Below are 14,361 nucleotides of genomic sequence, written 5' to 3'. Positions count from 1 at the left end.
CCCTGTCCATTACGGTTGGGATCCCCAGCTTTCTCACCCCGCCATTCGGCTTGGGGATTTCCACTCTCCTGACCGGTTGTGGTTTGTACTCCCTGCTCCTGATCTGATTTCTGATACTGTCCCAGTTCTCTTTGATATAATCACCAAGTTTTTCTACTGTCACCCCATCTACTCCTCCTGCACCTTTACTGGCACAGACTCTTTTGTATGCGGCGTTCATGTTGTCTTTGGACAATATCTTTTCCAACAGTTCTGACATTGCCTTGTGTGCTTTCTCCTTTCCGTTTCCATGGATTCGCCATAAGTTGTGCAGTACCTGCTCATTTACGTTTCGCCCTTTCTGCTGTCAGGTATTCCATGGAGCATACATTTGATTACACGGTTACATTGTTCAGCCCTTCAGCAACGCCTATCTCAAGGCTCTGCCTACTACGGCTTCTGCTGACTTCTCACAGTTCGTTGTTACTACGGTGAGATTTCCCCGCCTGTGAGACCTCACGGGATAAGCCTGCCAGTCTTTCCTCGTCTACCTGCCTGATCTACGCACATGGGTTACGATTGCCTTTTGGACTTCGCTGTCTGCGGGCAGCTTATCCGCCATGTACGCCTTATATCAGGTTTCTGTCCGTCAGGCTACGATTTCGCTATCCCTTCTTCTCGCCTGTACCTCACGATACAAACCTTGGGAGTCGCTCTGGGGTTCGTCGGCAACTACGCCCCTTGTGGACTTTCACCACAGACTGACGGCATGCCCGTCATACCGCGAAAAGGAGCTCCGCAAAGCGGAACTCCCGTATTTCCTGCAGGTCACTCCTCCCCGTACCGGATCTCCATAAGAACCAGTCCCTGGGGCGGCGCCGTCACACCGGCCTCGGTGCGGACCCGCGCTTCCAGTATCTCTTTTACTTTTTCCGGCTCGTAAAAGCCCCGCCCCACCCGGATCAGGGTGCCGGCGATGATGCGGACCATGTTGTAGAGAAAGCCGTTGCCGCTGATGCGGATGACAATCTCCTTTGCCTCCGCCTCCCTGTAGGAGAAGTCTCCTTCCGTGCAGGGACGCTCCTCCACCTCCAGGCTGTCGATGCGGCGCACCGTGTCCTCCGTGTTGGTGCGGATACAGCAGAAGCTGGCAAAATCGTGCTGGCCCACGAGATAAGCTGCGCCCTTCCTCATCTTCTCCACATCCAGAGGCACGTACACAAAGGTGCTGGTGCGCTTTTTCATGGGATTGGCCGTCCTGGCATTGTAAATGTGATACTCGTAGGTCTTGGTGATATTGTCCTGGTATCTGGGATGCCAGGAGAGGGGCACCTCCTGGGACTTTACGATCACAATGTCCTCCGGCAGCTTCTGGTTCAGAGCCAGTGCCATGCGCTCCGGCGGAATGGTGCTCTCCGTGTCAAAGACCGCCACATTTCCCAGGGCGTGGACGCCGGAGTCGGTGCGGCTGGCGCCAATGACCCGGATGTCCTCCTTTGTGAGGGCACTGAGTTTTTTATTGAGGACCTCCTCTATCGTGATCCCGTTTGGCTGGACCTGCCAGCCGCAGTAGTTTGTGCCGTCGTAGGCCACTGTCAGCTTTATCCGTCTCAAGTCTCTTTTCCTCTCTAAAAGATGCCGGGACACTCACACATGCCCCGGAAAATCCATCCTAAAAGATCCATATGTGGAAGGGAACATACCGTCCGATGACCACCACTGCCACCACATACACGACCATGACAATGTAAGCCATCCGGTCCCTGCTCTTGTACCGCAGGGGCTTCATCTTTGTGCGCCCTTCCCCGCCCCGGTAGCACCTGGCCTCCATGGCCATGGCAAGGTCGTTGGCCCGGCGGAAGGCGGATACGAAGAGGGGCACCAGAATGGGGATCATGCTTTTCACCCGCTGGATGATGTTGCCGCTTTCCAGGTCCGCTCCCCTTGCGATCTGGGCTTTCATGATCTTGTCCGTCTCCTCCAGAAGGATGGGGATAAAACGGAGGGCGATGGACATCATCATGGCCACCTCGTGCACCGGAACATGGATCTTATTAAGGGGATGCAGAAGGCTCTCGATGCCGTCTGTCAGCGCGTTGGGCGTCGTGGTAAAGGTCATCAGCGATGAACCGGCGATCAGATAGATCAGACGGATCGCCATAAATACCGCGGTCCGCAGGCCCTCCTCCGTAATGGTAAAGATCCAGGCATGGAACAGCGTCTCTCCGCCCCTTGTGAGAAAGAGGTTGAAGAGAACCGTGATCATCAGCAGCATGATAATGGGCTTCATGCCCTTCATGATATAAGAAAAAGGTACCTTTGACATGCGTATGATGGCCACAAGGAAAATGGTGGCCACCAGATACCCGGGAATACTGTTGAAGAGAAACAGGGAAATCAGATAGAGTAGCGTCCCCACCAGCTTCACCCTCGGGTCCAGGCGGTGCAGGATGCTCTGGGCCGGATAATATTGTCCTATTGTAATGTCTCTTATCATCTATACACTCCCCCGCCTTTTCTTCACAGCCTCCATGATCTCGTCCGCAGCCTCCTCCACTGTGGTGGCCGTCACCCCCACATCGAACCCGGCCTCTCTTATATCGTGCATGATGTACGTGACCTGGGGGGCCGCAAGACCGATCTTCTCCAGCTCCTGGTAATGGGAAAATACCTGTTTCGGTGTGTCGTTGTACAGGATATTTCCTTTGTTCATGACAATGATCCTGTCCGCGTATTTTGCAATATCCTCCATGCTGTGGGACACAAGGATCACCGTCATATCGCTCTGCCTGTGCAGGTATGCGATCTGATCCAGTATCTCGTCCCGGCCCTTTGGATCCAGGCCGGCAGTGGGCTCGTCCAGCACAAGGACGCCGGGGCGCATGGCCAGGACACCTGCAATGGCCGCCCGCCTCTTCTGTCCGCCGGACAGCTCAAAGGGGGAGGATTTCCAGTATTTTTCCTTCAGCCCCACAAGGCGCAGCGCCTCTGTGGCTCTCTTTTCACATTCCTCCGGAGTAAGCCCCTGGTTCTTCGGGCCAAAGCACACATCCGTCAGCACGTCCACCTCAAAAAGCTGATGCTCCGGGTACTGGAAGACAAGCCCCACCTGGCTGCGGAGCTTCCGCATATCGTACCCTTCCGCGTAAATGTTTTCTCCGTTGTAAAAGACCGTGCCGCTGGTGGCCCGTATGAGACCGTTCAGATGCTGGATCAGTGTGGATTTCCCGGACCCGGTGTGGCCGATGATGCCCACAAACTCCCCGTGAGGGAGCTCAAGGCAGATGTCAGAGAGCGCCTTCTTCTCGTAGGCTGTGCCCGGACTGTATATATAATTGACGTGTTCTAATTTAATCGACATAGCGCTTCCACCAGCTCTTCCTTTTTCAATATTCCGGCAGGGATAGCAAGCCCCCGCTTTCTCAGTTCATCTGCCAGCATGGTCACCTGGGGGACGTCCAGCCGGTAGGATTTTAACGTATCCACCTGGGAGAAGATCTCCCGGGGCGTTCCCTGCATGACAATATGGCCGTGGTCCATGACAAAGATCCGGTCCGCGTAGATCACTTCCTCCATATAGTGGGTGATGAGAATGACCGTCACATGCTTCCTGTGACGCAGCTCACGCACCGTCCGCAGGACTTCCTTCCTTCCGTCCGGGTCCAGCATGGCGGTGGGCTCGTCCAGCACAATGCACTTTGGCTCCATGGCAATGACGCCGGCAATGGCCACTCTCTGCTTCTGCCCGCCGGACAGCTTGTTTGGCGAGTGGTGCCGGTACTCGATCATGCCCACGGACTTAAGGCTGTCCTCCACCCGCTTCCAGATCTCGTCTGTGGGGACGCCTAAGTTCTCCGGGCCAAAGCCCACGTCCTCCTCCACTACGGTGCCGATGATCTGGTTGTCCGGGTTCTGAAACACCATGCCCGCACTCTGGCGCACATTCCACAGCTCCTGGGGATCTTTCGTATTCCGGCCGTCCACCCACATGGTGCCTCCTGTAGGAACGAGAATAGCGTTCATGTGTTTGGCCAGGGTAGACTTGCCGGAACCGTTGTGGCCCAGAATGGCGATAAACTGGCCTTCCTCTATGCCAAGATCCACCTCATCGATGGCCCGGGAGGTGCCGATGACATTTCCTTCTTCATCTCTTTTTTCATATTCAAATATGAGCTTTTCTGTCTGGATCATATTATGTTTCATATCAGTTTTTCCATCTCCATGGGGAAAATCCCAACGATTTTCCCATTAAAATAAGACACAGCGCTTACATGCTGTGTCTTATTTTAAGTGATTATGCTCTATTTTGCAAGGTCTGGGACTTTCCTTTTCATTTCCTCCTCTACCTGCCGGTCATCACATTTCTTTTAAATTCTGTGTACGTCACCTCTACGCCTTCTGCGGCTCCTGGTACTCCACTCCCATGGTATCCACAGTCACCTTTTTCATCCTCTGCACTTCCAGCGGTCTGTCGCTGTAGTCTGTAGGAGTCTGGGCAATCTTATTTACGATGTCCATGCCCTCTGTGATCTTTCCGAAAGCCGCGTAAGCGCCGTCCAGATGGGGAGAGTTCTTGTGCATGATAAAGAACTGGCTTCCTGCCGAGTCAGGATGCATGGCTCTTGCCATGGACAGCACGCCCTCTGTGTGCTTCAGATCATTTGCAAAGCCGTTCTGGCTGAACTCGCCTTTGATGGTGTAGCCCGGGCCGCCCATGCCTGTTCCGTCGGGGCATCCGCCCTGGATCATAAAACCGCTGATGACCCGGTGGAAAATAAGGCCGTCGTAGAAGCCTTTGTTCACCAGCGAGATAAAGTTGTTCACTGTGTTGGGAGCGATCTCGGGATAGAGCTCCGCCTTCATGATATCTCCGTTTTCCATTTCAAATGTAACGACTGGATTTGCCATTTTTTGTCTACCTCATTTCTTCTGTTTTTTCAGAAATTGTCTTTCCTGGGTATTGTAGCACAGAGGAAAAAATACTGCAATCAGAGCAGATCCTCTCTGCTATTCACTTTCATTTATGTCCACTGAATATAAATTTTATTAATATTATAGATACAAATTATTAAATTGACTTTACATTCTTCTGATGCTACGATTTTTTCTATAGTAATAAATTCACAATACACTTTGCAATTTACTTTGGAGGAGATGCTATGGAGTACAAGACAGCAAAACGAATGGAAAGCCTGCCTTTTTCCGAGATCCGTGCAGTAATGGAAAAAGCCACAAAGATGCAGCAGGCAGGAGAAAACGTCATTCATCTGGAAATCGGACGTCCGGATTTTGACACACCGGAAAAGATCAAGGAGGCCGCTTATGAGAGTCTGAAAGCGGGGCATGTATTTTACACCTCCAACTACGGAATACCGGCTCTGAGAAAAGAGATCGCTAAATGGGAAACAGAGCATCACGGTGTACAGTATGATGCCGATGAGGTGCTTGTGACAGTAGGTGTCGGCGAAGCCACCTACGCTTCCATGGCAGCCTTCCTGGAAGACGGAGACGAAGTTCTCGTGCCCAATCCGGTATGGCTGAACTACATTCACGTTCCGTCCTCTCTGGGAGCTGTCCCTGTGACATACAATCTGAAAGAGGAGAACAACTACCAAATCGATATGGAAGAGCTGGAGTCCAAGATCACAGATAAGACAAAGATGATCGTCATCGTCAACCCCAGCAACCCGACAGGAGGCGTTCTCTCCAGAGAGACACTGGAAAAGCTCAGCCAGCTTGCCATCAAGAATGACCTTCTGGTGGTGGCAGACGAGATCTACAGCCAGCTTGTCTACGATGACACAAAGCATGTCAGCATTGCCTCCCTTCCCGGCATGAAGGAGAGGACCATTACACTGGGCGGCTTTTCCAAAGCTTATTCCATGACCGGCTGGCGTCTTGGATACATGTGCGCTCCCAGGGGCATTATCGCCGCCTGCGTCAGAGTGCACCAGTATACCATCACCTGCGCTTCCTCCTTTGTACAGGAGGCCGCTGTGACCGCTCTTCGCGACTGCGCGGACGATGTGGAAGCTATGCGCCAGGAGTATCAGAGACGGAAGGATTACGCGGTGAAAGCCCTCAATGAGATCAACGGCATCAGCTGCAATGATCCCCAGGGCGCGTTCTACATCTTTGTGAATGTCAAGAGTCTGGGCATGTCTTCCATGGAGGTGGCCGAGTACTTCCTTGAGGAGGCAAAGGTAGCCATGGTTCCCGGCTCCGCTTTCGGATCCGAAGGAGAAGGATATCTGAGACTGTCCTACGCCTGCAGCTACGAGGATCTCCAGGAAGCCATCCGCAGGATAAAGGACGCGGTAGAGAAACTGAAAAAATAAAGCTACAAAAAGAAAGAGGTTAGAGAAATGGCAGTAGGATGCAGAATTAAAAGAAACTTTGAGAGACCGGACAAGGAACTGGTGGAAGCTTTCCGCGGAATTCCGGTAGCCAACATTGATGACCAGTGCGGCAGGATCGCTGCGGTAGACGCCAGCATTTATCCCTTAAATCCAAAGGCCCGCCTTCTGGGAACCGCCTTTACTGTAAATGCACCGGCAGGAGACAATCTTCTGTTCCACAAGGCGCTGGATATGGCTCAGCCGGGGGATGTCATCGTCCTGGCAAACAAGGGCAGCATGAGCCGCTCCTTATGCGGAGAGATCATGAGCAGCTACGCAAAATCCAGAGGTCTGGCAGGCATCATCATCGACGGATGCGTGCGTGACAGCTACGCTCTCAGCCAGATGGATTTCCCGGTATACGCAAAAGGCGTGACTCCCAACGGACCCTACAAGAACGGACCGGGGGAAATGAACTTCCCCGTATCCTTTGCAGGCATCATCATCAATCCGGGCGATATCATCGTGGGAGACTCTGACGGACTGATCGCCATCAGACCCGAGTTCGCCAAAGAGCTGGCCGAGAAGGCAAGAGCTTACCACGCAGGTGAGGAAAAACAGCTGGAAGGCATCCACACCCGCGGCGAGTGGCCTCGTCCATGGGTAGATGAGACCCTGGAAAAGATTGGATTTGAATTTGTAGACTAAGCTGTTGATCAGATACAGGGCAAAATAAAAAAGGACCGTCCGGTCCTTTTTTATTTCCCCTCTTCCAGGGCATAGAGCACCATCCCGCCCTTTTTCTCATACCCGGTATCCCACATTTCCTCGAAATCCAGCCTGGTGGCAGCTCCGTAGGTGGCCGCCGTCACATAGAAACGGCCCTCCCTTTCCTCATAACCGGTGAGAAGAAACCAGTGCCAGGTAAAATCCCCGAACTGCTTTTTATCCTTGTGGTAGAGCAGAAGATACGGAATGGGAAGCCCCCTGTCAATCTGCCTTCTGACCGCTGCTTTGGCCTCCTCCACATCTGCCTCCCCGTGGAGGGGCTCCATGTGAAGGCTCCTGCCATCCTCATTTCCCAGATCCGCAAGATAGCGGGCATACCCTTCTATATAGGTTTCCAGCCTGTCGATGCCCCCTGCCCTGGGCTTCAGATAGGGCTTCATCTTCATGCTGAACTCCTTGTAGGCCTGTTTTGTGAGACGGCCCGCGTCACCGGGATACAGCCCCTTCATCCCCTTTCGCAGAGCCAGATAGATGCAGGTGTCACAGGCTGTGGCCGCCCCGCAGCCGCCCACGTGCATGACGATATTGGTAAACCAGTCCTGGCTTCCGCCGTAGGAGCCTTCAATCTCAAAATAATCCAGATGTCTTTCCATAGATGTATCTTCCCTTCATTTTTTCTGTCATAATCTTTTGAAATTCTTCATAATTTCCTGCCATTTATCTTTATATCTTTTTCTTATACTGGATACAACAAAAGAAAACTTACTCTATATATACTTTACAGGAGGGGATTTTTATGAGAGCTGCCGTTACTTACGTAGGAAATATACTGGTCACACACAGGCCCGCGCTGTCCTGCCGGCAGGACTACTCTGTGTCCTCCCTTGTCCTTATGTTCTTTACCTTTTCCGGCATTGGCTGGCTCTGGGAGGTGGGCCTCCACCTGGTGGTAGACGGCATGTTCTTCAACCGGGGCTTCATGGCCGGCCCCTGGCTTCCCATCTACGGGACAGGGGGCGTGCTGATCCTGGTGCTTCTGAAAAAATGGCGCAGCCGCCCGCTCCTGTCTTTTGGCCTCATTGTGCTTCTGTGCGGCACGGTGGAGTATTTCGCCGGGCTCTTCCTGGAGACCATGTTCGGTGTCCGCTGGTGGAACTACAGCGACATGCTCTTCCAGATCCATGGCAGAGTCTGCCTGGAAGGACTGCTGCTTTTTGGCACAGGCGGTCTCTTTATCATCTACATCGCCGCCCCTGCGCTGGATGGGCAGTTCAGCCGCCTGTCCGGCTCCCGGAAAAGGCTGCTGTGTGTGATCTTGTGCGCTCTCTTTGCGGCAGACCTGGTGCGCTCCTTCCTCTCCCCCAACATGGGACCGGGGATCACTTCACTTTGATCTGTCCCAGGATCTCCCCTATGGGAGCCGATATGGAAAGCTCCGCTCCCACTTCCCTGGCTGTAGCGCTTTTATTGATGACCACCAGATGCCTGCCGCGGAAATAATCAATAAACCCGGCCGCCGGGTACACCACAAGGGAGGTACCCCCGATGATGAGCGTGTCCGCCTCCGCAATGGCACGGACGCTCTTTTCTATTGTCATGGAGTCCAGGCTCTCCTCATAGAGGACCACGTCCGGCTTGATGATGCCTCCGCACCCACACCTGGGAATGCCCGGGGCCTCCTTTACAAAGGCCGCATCGTAGAAACGGCCGCACTTCTGGCAGTAGTTCCTGTGGATGCTGCCGTGAAGCTCATACACCTTCTTACTTCCCGCCTTCTGATGGAGTCCGTCGATATTCTGGGTGATGACCGCTGTGAGGCGCCCTGCCTCCTCCAGCTGGGCCAGCTTCCTGTGAGCCGCATTTGGCTCCGCATCCAGACACATCATCTTTTCTTTATAGAATTCATAGAAAACATCCGGGTGGGCTTTAAAGAAGCTGTGGCTCACCACCTGCTCCGGCGCGTATTTGTAGTGCTGGTGGTAAATGCCCTCCGCACTCCGGAAGTCCGGTATCCCGCTCTCCGTGGAGACGCCGGCCCCTCCGAAAAAGACGATCCGCCGGCTGTCGTCTATGATCTCCTGCAGTTTTCTTACTTCCTCCTGGTACATACTGTCACCTTCTTAAAACTGAAATAAATTTAATCCGATCTCCTCGCTGTAGCGCCGGTCCACCACGCCCGGTATCACCGTGATGACCATCTCGCAGGTGGCGCTGACCACCGCCCGGTTCAGATGTCCCCCAAAGACTTCCCCTTTTTCATTTCCGGCGCTTATATGCAGATGCGCGTAAAATTCCCCGTCCATGGTGCTGATGGTGCCTGTCAGTGACACGATCTCAAAGCTGCCCTCAAATTCATTGGCCAGGTATTTCTTTTCCTCTGTCTTAAAAACACCTGCTGTAAACTGGCTGATGGCTCCAAGCGCCTGGATGGAGGCCAGCTTTATCTCCTCTTTCAGAGCAATCTCTTTTACCTGGTCCAGGATTTCCTCTCCCTTGTCAATTCTTGCAACAATCGTATTGTCAAATCTCCTGTATTCCACAGTGAGCCCTCCTTTCACTTTCACTACATCCATTGTATCATGCAAAAAGGAGAAAGAGTACCCCTCGATACTCTTTCTCCCGCTGTGTTCCTCTATCTTACTTTCTGACTGTACCCTTTAAAAAATTCGGACAGTCCTTCCAGTGTCTTTACAAGAACAGGGATCTCATCCTCCGTCAGTTTGTCCAGGATCGCCTGGGTCATCTGCCGGTGATAGTCCTCGTGGTGATGGAAGGCTTTGATCCCCTTCTCTGTCAGTCTGACGTAGACCACCCGCCGGTCCTTCTCGCTGCGGCGGCGCTCCACGTAGGCTTTGTTCACAAGGCTGTTCATGGCTGTCGTAAGAGAGCCCACGGTGATATTCAGTTTTCTGGCGATGGAGGACATATTGTTCCCCTCGCCCAGGCCGATGGCCTCAATGACGTGCATATCATTGTTTGTCAGATCTTTAAATTCCTCTGTGATGATGGCCTTCTCCTCCAGTTCCCATATCTCGTGGAACAGATTAACGAGAATATCGTTGATGGCCCTGTATGCATCCTCCATGAACATTTTCCTTTCTATGATCTTACAGAAGTGACTCTATGACTTCCCTCACTGTCTCTATCCTGTCTGCCTTCCAGGCGTTGGCGCCGCAGAAGAGAAGGGCGTCCTCCACCTCTCCTTTGGCAGCACAGATAAGGGCGTCTGTGATGCAGTAGGGAATTTTTGCCGGATTGCAGGTGTGAAGACATTTGTGACAGGGGCTGTGGGGAATCTGCTCCCCTCCCATGACCCGCTCCATAAAGCGGTTCCGGATGGCCCGCCCCGGCATGCCCACCGGGCTCTTCACGATCACGATGTCCTCTTTGCCGGCACGGATGTATGCCTCCTTGTACCGGATGTCTGCGTCGCATTCCTCTGTGGTGACAAAACGGCTGGCCACCTGGATGGCGTCCGCCCCCAGCGAGAAGGCTTTCTGCGCCTTCTCCCGGTTGTCGATGCCCCCTGCAAGAGCCACAGGGATCTTCCGCCCGTATTTCTCCTCAAAGGAACGGACCGTCTGAAGGATGGCCTGGATCTCTTCTTCGTAGGCCAGCGAGATGTCCCCGTCTCCCTGCCCGGACTCCCTCCGGAATGCTTCCAGCTGCTCCCCGCTAAATCCAAGATGCCCCCCTGCAAGAGGTCCCTCCACCACCAGAAGATCCGGTACCCTGCTGTACTTCTTATCCCAGTACCGCAGGATCACCCGGGCCGCTTTCTCTGTGGAGACAATAGGCGCCAGCGCAGGTTCCCTCTTTCTGCCCGCCTCCCTGGCGGCGCAGGCGGCCTCTTTTGGCAGATCCATGGGAAGTCCGGCGCCGGAGACGATGATGTCCGCGCCTGCCTCCACGGCAGCTTTCACGTAGGCCTCATAGCACCTGCTGGCCACCATGATGTTAAAGCCGATGACGCCCTGGGGCGAGATGGCCCGGGCCCTGTCAAATTCCTTTTTCAAAGCCCGCAGATTGGCCCCCAGGGAGTCCCGGTCAAAATCCTGCTCCCGAAAGCCGATCTGGGCGGTGGAGATAAGCCCCACGCCGCCCTCTGCTGCCACGGCTCCGGCCAGGCCTCCCAGGCTGATGCCCACGCCCATACCGCCCTGGATCAGAGGCAGCCTGGCCTCCTTTTCGCCCACTTTCAATGGTTTTCTTTCCATACAGATCTCCTACATCCGGCGGAAACGCTCGTACCGCCTCTGGGTCAGCTCTTCTGCCGACATGCTTTCATATGTTTCAAGGAAGCGGTCCATGCCCTCCGAGAGCCTGTCTGTCACTTCCTCCAGGTTCAGCACTGTATAGTGGGCAGGTTCCGGAATGACCTTCTCCACAATGCCCGCCTTATAAAGATCCCTGGCTGTCAGCTTCATAACCTCTGCCGCCTCTTTTGCCTTTGTGCTGTCCTTCCACAGGATGCTGGCAAATCCTTCCGGGGAGAGGATGGAATACACGGAATTCTCCAGCATCCACACCTCGTCCGCAGTAGCCATGGCAAGGGCTCCTCCGCTGCCTCCCTCTCCGATGATGACAGAGAGCACCGGCACCTTCAGTCCCGACATCTCATAGATGTTTCTGGCAATGGCCTCTCCCTGGCCTCTCTCCTCAGCTTCCAGGCCGCAGAAAGCTCCCGGGGTGTCCACAAAACAGATCACCGGGCGGCCGAATTTCTCCGCCTGCTTCATGAGGCGGAGGGCCTTGCGGTACCCGTCCGGAGACGGCATTCCGAAGTTGCGCTCGATATTTTCCTTCGTAGTGGTCCCCTTGGCCTGGGCAATGACAGTCACCGGCTGGCCGTGAAATCTGGCGATGCCGCCGATGATGGCTTTGTCGTCCGCAAAATACCGGTCGCCGTGGAACTCCATAAAATCAGTAAACAGCGTCTGGATGTAGTCCGATCCCACCGGGCGGTCCTTCATCCGGGAGATCTGCACCCGCTCCCAGGCTGACAGCTCCTCTTCTTCCGGAGCTGCCAGAGCCTCCATCTGCTCTTCCAAGGCAGCGTCCCGTTCAGAAGCAGCTCCTCTCTTATACGTCCTGCCGCTCTCCTGGTGCATCTGCAGAATCTCGGAGAGAACCGTCTTCAGTTCTTCCCTCTCCACGATCCGGTCAATGAAACCGTGCTCCAGCAGGAACTCGGATCTCTGAAAGCCCTTGGGCAGTTTCTGTCCGATGGTCTGCTCAATGACCCTGGGGCCTGCAAAGCCGATGAGGGCCTTGGGCTCTGCCAGGATCACATCTCCCAGCATGGCAAAGCTGGCCGTCACACCGCCTGTGGTGGGGTCTGTCAGAACGGAAATATAGAGAAGTCCCGCATCGCTGTGCCGCTTCAGAGCCGCGGAAGTCTTTGCCATCTGCATAAGGGAGGTGATCCCCTCCTGCATCCTGGCCCCGCCGGAACAGGCAAAAAGGATCACCGGAAGCCGCTCCTTGGTGGCCCGCTCCACAGCCCGGGCTATCTTCTCTCCCACGGCCTCTCCCATACTGGACATGAGGAACCGGCCGTCACAGACGCCTATCACTGTCTCCAGACCGTTGATCTCCGCCTTTCCTGTCACAACCGCCTCGGTAAGCTTTGTCTTCTCCTGCACGGCTGCCAGCTTCTCCGGATAGCCTTTATAGTCCATGGGATTTCCGCCCACAAGCTCCTTGTCCCACTCCTCAAATGTACCGTCGTCGGTGATCATCTCAATGCGTCTGTAGGCGTGGACACGGAAATAGCCGCCGCACTTCGGGCAGATATAGTAGCCTCTCTTTACGTCCTCGGCAATGATGGCGCTGCCGCATTTGTTGCACTTGCGCAGCAGGCCCTCCGGCACCTCCGGCCGCCTCTCCCGCAGGGAGATGTATCCCTTTCTCCCCGAGACAGCTCTTGTCTTTTTAAACATATTTTCTAACTTCATTTTTACGCTTCTTTCCGGGCTTTTTCAAGCTCTTCGATGAATTCGATGTCTATGTTTCCGGCAATGTAGTCCGGATTTTCCAGTATCCCGTACTGGTAGTCCACGTTGGTGTCAATGCCCTCAATGATGACTTCTCCCAGGGCGCTTCTCATCTTGCGGATGGCTTCGTCCCTGTTCTTAGCCCACACGATCAGCTTGGCGATCATGGAGTCATAGTAGGGGGGTATGGTGTAGCCACTGTAGATGGCGGAGTCGATCCGGATCCCCTTGCCTCCCGGCAGATACATGTCGGTGATGGTTCCCGGTGAAGGCCGGAAGCCTTTCTCCGGGTTCTCCGCATTGATCCTGCACTCAATGGCATGGCCGGTAAGATGCACATCCTCCTGCCGGTAGGAGAGCTCCCTGCCGGAGGCGATGCGGATCTGCTCCTTGATAAGGTCGATGCCGGTCACCCACTCGGTCACCGGATGTTCCACCTGGATCCGGGTGTTCATCTCCATAAAGTAGAAGTTCCCGTTCTTCTCCAGAAGGAACTCAATGGTCCCCGCATTCACATACCCGGCTGCCTTCGCAGCTTTTACGGCAGCCTCCCCCATTTTCCGGCGGAGCTCCTCTGAGATAGCCACGGAAGGGGACTCCTCGATCATCTTCTGGTGGTTCCTCTGGATGGAACAGTCCCTCTCTCCCAGGTGGATCACATGGCCATGGCTGTCCGCCAGGATCTGGAACTCAATATGGCGGGGATGCTGTACAAAGTGCTCGATGTACATGGTATTGTCGCCGAACGCCATCTGCGTCTCTTTCTGGGCTGTCTGGAAGCTGCTCTCAAACTCCTCCGGCGTCTGCGCCACGCGCATGCCTTTCCCGCCGCCTCCAAGAGCCGCCTTCACGATCACCGGGTAGCCGATCTCCTCCGCGATCTTCGCCCCCTCTTTTGCATCGTACACAGGCTCTTTGCTGCCCGGGATCACCGGTACTCCGGCAGCCACCATGGTGTTTCTCGCCTCCTGCTTGTTTCCCAGCCGGGCAATGACGTCCGATCCGGGGCCGATAAAGGTGATGTTGCACTGCTCGCACAGCTCCGCAAACCGGCTGTTCTCAGAGAGAAAACCAAATCCCGGATGGATGGCATCGGCGCCGGAAATGATGGTGGCGCTGATGATCCGGTCCATGCTCAGATAGCTCTCTGTGGAGGGCGCCGGACCAATGCAGATGGCCTCGTCCGCAAGCTGTGTGTGGAGGGCCTCCCTGTCTGCCTCCGAGTAGACGGCCACGGTCTCAATCCCCATCTCCCGGCAGGCCCGGATAATGCGGACCGCAATCTCGCCCCGGTTGGCGATCAGTACTTTTTTGATCAT

Annotated in this window: 15 protein-coding genes and 1 pseudogene; 3 read left to right on the top strand and 13 right to left on the bottom strand. The window is 54.6% G+C overall.

Annotated features, from left to right (window positions below):
- From NI21_RS0114975 to NI21_RS0114950, 6 genes and pseudogenes are all read right to left on the bottom strand, one after another.
- Positions 1-259, bottom strand: a pseudogene (locus NI21_RS0114975) (group II intron reverse transcriptase/maturase); the annotation flags it as partial.
- A gap of 548 nt (positions 260-807) precedes the next feature.
- Positions 808-1,593, bottom strand: a complete 786-nt coding sequence (gene truA / locus NI21_RS0114970) for a tRNA pseudouridine(38-40) synthase TruA (protein ID WP_033127017.1) — start codon at positions 1,591-1,593, stop codon at positions 808-810.
- 58 nt (positions 1,594-1,651) lie between these two features.
- A complete protein-coding gene (locus NI21_RS0114965) occupies positions 1,652-2,476 on the bottom strand; it encodes an energy-coupling factor transporter transmembrane protein EcfT (protein WP_033127016.1) in 825 nt (274 codons plus the stop codon).
- A complete protein-coding gene (locus NI21_RS0114960) occupies positions 2,477-3,340 on the bottom strand; it encodes an energy-coupling factor transporter ATPase (RefSeq protein WP_033127015.1) in 864 nt (287 codons plus the stop codon). It lies immediately after the preceding gene.
- Positions 3,325-4,182 carry an energy-coupling factor transporter ATPase gene (locus NI21_RS0114955; protein ID WP_242842880.1) on the bottom strand — a complete coding sequence of 286 codons (858 nt, stop codon included), beginning with the start codon at positions 4,180-4,182 and terminating at the stop codon, positions 3,325-3,327. Before NI21_RS0114955 ends, NI21_RS0114960 begins: the two co-directional genes overlap by 16 nt.
- 186 nt (positions 4,183-4,368) lie before the next feature.
- Entirely contained in the window at positions 4,369-4,887 is a 519-nt protein-coding gene (locus tag NI21_RS0114950) for a peptidylprolyl isomerase (protein WP_033127014.1), read from the bottom strand.
- A 251-nt stretch (positions 4,888-5,138) separates the two neighbouring features.
- On the opposite strand from NI21_RS0114950, the gene NI21_RS0114945 reads away from it, so the two are divergent.
- The gene (locus NI21_RS0114945; protein WP_033127013.1) at positions 5,139-6,317 is read left to right on the top strand and encodes a pyridoxal phosphate-dependent aminotransferase; all 1,179 of its coding nucleotides are present in this window, start codon (positions 5,139-5,141) and stop codon (positions 6,315-6,317) included.
- Between the two features lie 27 nt (positions 6,318-6,344).
- Positions 6,345-7,025: an RraA family protein gene (locus NI21_RS0114940; protein ID WP_033127012.1), complete on the top strand. Its 681-nt coding sequence runs from the start codon at positions 6,345-6,347 to the stop codon at positions 7,023-7,025.
- 50 nt (positions 7,026-7,075) lie between these two features.
- Here NI21_RS0114940 and NI21_RS0114935 read toward each other — a convergent pair whose 3' ends face one another.
- On the bottom strand, positions 7,076-7,699 hold the full coding sequence (locus tag NI21_RS0114935) for a hypothetical protein (RefSeq protein ID WP_033127011.1): 624 nt from the start codon (positions 7,697-7,699) through the stop codon (positions 7,076-7,078).
- 143 nt (positions 7,700-7,842) lie between these two features.
- Between NI21_RS0114935 and NI21_RS0114930 the strand changes: the two genes are divergently transcribed.
- Positions 7,843-8,439, top strand: a complete 597-nt coding sequence (locus NI21_RS0114930) for a putative ABC transporter permease (protein ID WP_033127010.1) — start codon at positions 7,843-7,845, stop codon at positions 8,437-8,439.
- Here the strand turns inward: NI21_RS0114930 and NI21_RS0114925 are convergent.
- From NI21_RS0114925 to NI21_RS0114900, 6 genes are all read right to left on the bottom strand, one after another.
- Positions 8,426-9,154 (bottom strand): NAD-dependent protein deacylase, encoded by a 729-nt coding sequence (locus NI21_RS0114925; protein ID WP_033127009.1) that lies wholly within the window; start codon positions 9,152-9,154, stop codon positions 8,426-8,428. The genes NI21_RS0114930 and NI21_RS0114925 overlap by 14 nt on opposite strands.
- Positions 9,155-9,166: 12 nt before the next feature.
- A complete protein-coding gene (locus NI21_RS0114920; RefSeq protein WP_033127008.1) occupies positions 9,167-9,586 on the bottom strand; it encodes a PPC domain-containing DNA-binding protein in 420 nt (139 codons plus the stop codon).
- A gap of 92 nt (positions 9,587-9,678) precedes the next feature.
- Positions 9,679-10,131 carry a MarR family winged helix-turn-helix transcriptional regulator gene (locus NI21_RS0114915; protein ID WP_033127007.1) on the bottom strand — a complete coding sequence of 151 codons (453 nt, stop codon included), beginning with the start codon at positions 10,129-10,131 and terminating at the stop codon, positions 9,679-9,681.
- 22 nt (positions 10,132-10,153) lie between these two features.
- Entirely contained in the window at positions 10,154-11,263 is a 1,110-nt protein-coding gene (locus NI21_RS0114910; RefSeq protein ID WP_033127006.1) for a nitronate monooxygenase family protein, read from the bottom strand.
- A 9-nt stretch (positions 11,264-11,272) separates the two neighbouring features.
- Positions 11,273-13,003, bottom strand: a complete 1,731-nt coding sequence (locus NI21_RS0114905; protein WP_033127005.1) for an acetyl-CoA carboxylase carboxyl transferase subunit — start codon at positions 13,001-13,003, stop codon at positions 11,273-11,275.
- Between the two features lie 2 nt (positions 13,004-13,005).
- Positions 13,006-14,361, bottom strand: coding sequence for an acetyl-CoA carboxylase biotin carboxylase subunit (locus NI21_RS0114900; RefSeq protein WP_033127021.1), 1,356 nt, complete (start codon positions 14,359-14,361; stop codon positions 13,006-13,008).

The organism is Eubacterium sp. ER2, assembly GCF_000765215.1.
GTDB classification, from domain to species: Bacteria; Bacillota; Clostridia; order Lachnospirales; family Lachnospiraceae; genus Claveliimonas; species Claveliimonas intestinigallinarum.
This window is presented reverse-complemented; position numbering and strand designations above follow the sequence as displayed.